This window comes from Spirillospora sp. NPDC049652, assembly GCF_040675125.1.
In the GTDB taxonomy this organism is placed as follows: Bacteria; Actinomycetota; Actinomycetes; order Streptosporangiales; family Streptosporangiaceae; genus Spirillospora.
This window is the reverse complement of the sequence record NZ_JBFAOF010000608.1, coordinates 1-4479: the sequence shown is the minus strand read 5'-3', so window position 1 is coordinate 4479 and position 4479 is coordinate 1. Positions and strand designations below refer to the sequence as shown.

4 protein-coding genes are annotated in these 4479 nt (G+C 72.7%); 2 read left to right on the top strand and 2 right to left on the bottom strand.

Annotated elements, in window-relative coordinates:
- Nucleotides 1-680, top strand: a 680-nt coding sequence (locus AB0J52_RS28980; RefSeq protein WP_500185677.1) for an MFS transporter, incomplete at its 5' end; no start/stop codon positions are given.
- 18 nt (nucleotides 681-698) lie between these two features.
- On the opposite strand, the gene AB0J52_RS28975 is transcribed toward AB0J52_RS28980, so the two are convergent.
- On the bottom strand, nucleotides 699-2759 hold the full coding sequence (locus AB0J52_RS28975) for a M6 family metalloprotease domain-containing protein (RefSeq protein WP_500185676.1): 2061 nt from the start codon (nucleotides 2757-2759) through the stop codon (nucleotides 699-701).
- A 172-nt stretch (nucleotides 2760-2931) separates the two neighbouring features.
- The gene (gene rraA, locus AB0J52_RS28970; RefSeq protein ID WP_500185675.1) at nucleotides 2932-3414 is read right to left on the bottom strand and encodes a ribonuclease E activity regulator RraA; all 483 of its coding nucleotides are present in this window, start codon (nucleotides 3412-3414) and stop codon (nucleotides 2932-2934) included.
- A 109-nt stretch (nucleotides 3415-3523) separates the two neighbouring features.
- Between rraA and AB0J52_RS28965 the strand changes: the two genes are divergently transcribed.
- A partial coding sequence (locus AB0J52_RS28965) for a serine/threonine-protein kinase (protein ID WP_500185674.1) occupies nucleotides 3524-4479 on the top strand: 956 nt, incomplete at its 3' end.

Below are 4479 nucleotides of genomic sequence, written 5' to 3'. Positions count from 1 at the left end.
GCCGCTCCGGACACGGCGTGAAGGCCGTGCCGCGCGTGCGGGACGAGCTGCGGTCGATGGCGCGCCCCGCGCTGTGGGTGGCGTACGGGACGACCGCCCTGTCGTTCAGCTCGATGATGGCGACGTTCGGGTACCTGGGACCGCTGCTCACCGGTCCCGGCGGCCTGGGCGAGCGGTGGGTGCCGCTCGTCCTCGCGCTGTTCGGCCTCGGGTCGCTGATCGGCATCACGATCGGCGGACGCGTCGCCGACGCCCACCCGTTCGCGACGCTGTACGCCGGGCTGGGCGGGGTCGTGGCGACATCGGCGGCGATCGCGCTGACCGCGTCGCACCCGGCCGCGGTGGTCGTGCTGGTGTTCCTGATGGGCGTCGCCGGGATGGCGACCAACCCGGCGGTGAACGTCCGCGTGCAGGCCACGGCCGGGGAGGCGCGGACGCTGGCGGGGGCGTCGGTGACCTCGGCGTTCAACGTCGGGAACGCCGTCGCGCCCTGGCTCGGCGGACTGGTCGTCAGCGCGGGGCTCGGGTACGCAGCGGTCCCGTGGGTGGGCGTCGCGATGGCGTGCGGGGCGCTCGGGACGGTCGTGTGGGCGTCCGTCCTCGACCGCCGCGAGAACGCGGCGTCGCCGCCGGTCCCGGGGATCACCCTGGAACCGGCGGCGACGGTGACGGCCGACTAGGCCGGTAGGACCAGGAGGCTAGGAGACGTGGCAGGTGGAGGTAGAGGTCTTGGCCGGGTCGGACTCGGACGTCGCGGAGAGCGAGATCCGCGCGTGCCGGTCCGCGCCCGCCCCGGGCTTCGCCCAGAACTCGACCTTCGTCGCACGCCCGTTGGACGCGGTCGCGAGCGAGTTCGGGAGCCAGGTCGTCCAGCCCCGGGCGGAGCCGGCGGCCTTCAGGCGGAACACGTCGGACGCCGTGTACCCGGTGCCACCGGAGCCGGTGTTGTGCAGCACGGCGGTGCACTTGCGCCAGCCGCCCGCCGCCGCGCTCCCGCTGGCCGGGGTGAGCCGGACACCGCGCGCCTGCGGGCCCGAGCCGTCCAGCGACCGGATGGCGACCGTGTAGGACAGGACGCCCTTGCGGTCGCGCTTGAGGTTCAGCACGTAGAAGTGCAGCCGGTTGTCCTGGTCGACGTACTCGTACTGGCTGCCGGAGTCGTTGCCCGCGTGGAACAGCGCGTCCGAGAGCTGCCGGTAGTCACCGATCGTCATCTTCTGCGGCGTGCCGTCCGGCAGGACGAAGTCGACCTTGTCGATGTCCTCGGGGTGGGCGTCCTTCACCCAGATGAACGGCGCGCTGTCCTTGTCCTTGGTCTTGGACAGCAGGACGCCGGAGTCCGGGGTGAACGAGTCGAAGCCCATCCGGTCGACGACCTCGACCGTGTAGTTGTTGTAGCCGCCGCCGTCGCACAGCGGGTCCTTGGACGTGTCGCACTTGGGGCTCTTGTCGCCGCCCGCGCCCAGCTTGACGTTGACGCCGGTCAGGCCGTCCGCGCCGGGCTGGGCCTCGCGCGCGGTCACGTTCGCGATGACGAGGCCGCCGGACGCGAGGGTGTCCCGGTCCACCTGGAGGACGTTCTTCGGGTCCACCATGTTCAGCTTCATCTTGTTGCGGAGCGTGTGCTGCGCGCCCATGGACGCGCCCGCCGTCGCCGGGATCAGCCACCGGCTGTGGGGGCCGCCGGGGCCGTTGAAGCTGCCGCGGCTCAGCATCTCCCACGGGCCCGAGTAGGCGCGGCGCGGCGGGTTGGAGTACGGGTTGTTGTAGTTGTCGCCGATGCCGAGGATGTGGCTGAACTCGTGCGCGAACACGGCCATCCCGGAGCTCTCCGCCTGGATGGAGTTGCCGGGGATCGCGTTCGGCCACAGGTTCGCGCCGGCCTTCCATGACGTCCAGGGGACGTACCGGGTCTTCACCCAGTTCGGCAGGGCCGGGTCGGGCGAGCCCCACTCCCGGGGCACGTCCTCCTTGCTCTGGAACTTCATCTGGCCGAACTCCTGCCAGGTGGACGACTCGTCCTGCCCGGCGGAGAGGAAGAAGACCATGTCGTACTGCTTGGCCTTCTCCTCGCCGATGTCGGCGATCCACGCGGCGGTCGCGTCCGTGCGCAGGTCGCGTTCGCACGTGTCGCCGGCCGGGCACCCGGTGCCGCCTTGGAAGTCGTCCACGCCGTACTCGTAGCTCTTGTGCTGGAGGCGGTACGCGCCGAAGCCGGTGAGGTCGACGCCGTACCGGCCGCCGGAGTCCTCCATCCAGTACTCGTGGAGGGTGTGGCCGTGGTTGAGGGGCTGCGGCTTGTTCAGGAAGTCGCGGTAGAACTGCGCGACCTGGCTCCGCGGGACGTCGCCGACCGACGTCGGGTTGCCGTAGACCGTGGAGTTCTTCGGCTTGGTGATGGCGAAGTCCTCGTCGGGGTAGTCGACGAGGACGACCGCGCCCTTGAACGTCTTCACCGATCCGGCGCGGGCCGGGTCGGCCCAGTTCGTGCCGGGGACGGGCTTGTAGTCGTCCCACGTCATCGTGTCGGGCAGCTCGTACTTCTGCGGGTCGATCGGGGCGGGCGCGCCGGCCCTGGCCGCGCGGACCTGCTGGTCGCGCTGCCACGGCTGGGTCTGCGGCCACTGCCGCATCTGCCACGGGTTCGGGGTCGGCTTCGGGACGGACGGCGAGGGCTGGGCGGCGGCGGGCACGGCGGACAGCCCGAGGGCCGCCAGCGCCAGCGCCGCGGGCGCCAGGAGGATCTTCTTCGCGCGCATGCTTCCTCATGTCTCCGGGGTCGCCTGCGACGCTAGGAACCGGCGCACACCAAGATCAATGTCCTTTTCGGACGAACCGGCCGACCCATCCCTGGCACACCACGCCCGTTTACCCCCGGCAGGCGGCGGCGGGGGCCGGGCCGGGCCGTCCTGACCGGTCCAGCCGGCTCTGTCAGGCGAGGAGGTCGCGGGTGGCGACGACGATGCCGTCCTCGTCGGCGTAGAGCCAGTCGCCGGGCGCGAAGCGGACCCCGCCGAACTCGACCGGGACGTCGAGCGCGCCCACGCCGTCCTTGGCCGACTTGCGCGGATTGGTGCCGAGCGCCTTGATCCCGAGGCCGAGCCCGCGCAGCGCCGCCGCGTCCCGGACGGCCCCGTGGATCACGACACCGGACCAGCCGTGCTCCACCGCGGACGCCCCGATCATGTCACCCAGCAGCGCCGACGCCAGGGAGCCCGCGCCGTCGACCACCAGCACGCGGCCCTCGCCGGGCGTGGCGAGGGTCTTCTTGACCAGGCCGTTGTCGCGGAAGCAGCGGACGGTCACGACGCGTCCGCCGAACGCCGTGCGGCCGCCGAGGTCGCGGAACTGGGTCTCGCAGGAACGCAGCTCGTCCCCGAAGTCGTCGATGAGGTCAGCCGTCGCGAAATCCATGCGCGGCAGCTTACTGACCGGTAATCGGACGGCCGCGTCCGCCCGCCCGGATCGGCCCGGATCCGCCCGACCCCCTGACAGCGGACGGCTGCCGGGATACAAACCGATCATGCACCCCCCACAGGTCTTCGAGCCCCTCCAGGCGGGCGACCCGCCGCTCGTCGGCGGCTACCGCGTGCTGGCCCGCCTCGGCGCGGGCGGGATGGGCCGCGTCTACCTCGCCACCACGCAGAGCGGACGGCGGCTGGCGATCAAGGTCGTGCGGCCCGAGTTCGCCGAGGACCCCGAGTTCCGCCGCCGGTTCCAGCAGGAGATCGCGGCGGCCCAGCGGGTCCAGAGCCTCTACACGGCCCCGGTCATCGACGCGCACCCGGACGGGCCCATGCCGTGGATGGCGACCGCGCACGTGCCCGGCCCGTCGCTCGCCCAGGCGGTCGCGGGGCACGGCCCGATGCCCGGCCCGACGCTGCGCATGCTGTTCGCCGGGATCGCCGAGGCGCTCGCCGCCGTGCACGCGGCCGGGGTCATCCACCGCGACCTCAAGCCGTCCAACGTGCTGCTCGCGGCGGACGGCCCGCGCGTGATCGACTTCGGCATCTCCCGCGCCACCGACTCCACCCCGCTCACCCGGACCGGCATGCGCATCGGATCGCCGCAGTTCATGGCCCCCGAGCAGGCCCTCGGCCAGGACCCGACGCCCGCCCTGGACGTGTTCGCGCTCGGCTCGGTCATGCACTTCGCCGCGACCGGACGCACGCCGTTCGGCGACGGCCCCGACACCGCCGTCCTGTTCCGCATCGCGCACGAGGAGCCGAACCTCGACGGCTGCCCGGACGACCTGCGCCCGCTGCTGGAGAAGTGCCTCGCCAAGGACCCGGCCGAACGCCCGACGCCCCGCCAGGTCCTCGCGGCGCTGGAGCCGGAGGAGGGCGTCCCGGCGCCCGACTGGCTCCCGGCCGAGGTGACCCGCGTCCTGCCGTCCTACACCGGCGAGCCGCCCCGGCCCGTCCCGCCGGACGGGCTGACCCCGACGTCCTCGTACACGAACCACATGCCCGCCGGCAC

Bases quoted from the DNA above. Each gene is read 5' to 3' on its own strand.
- AB0J52_RS28975 (WP_500185676.1), bottom strand. From the start codon at position 2,759: ATGCGCGCGAAGAAGATCCTCCTGGCGCCCGCGGCGCTGGCGCTGGCG.
- rraA (WP_500185675.1), bottom strand. From the start codon at position 3,414: ATGGATTTCGCGACGGCTGACCTCATCGACGACTTCGGGGACGAGCTG.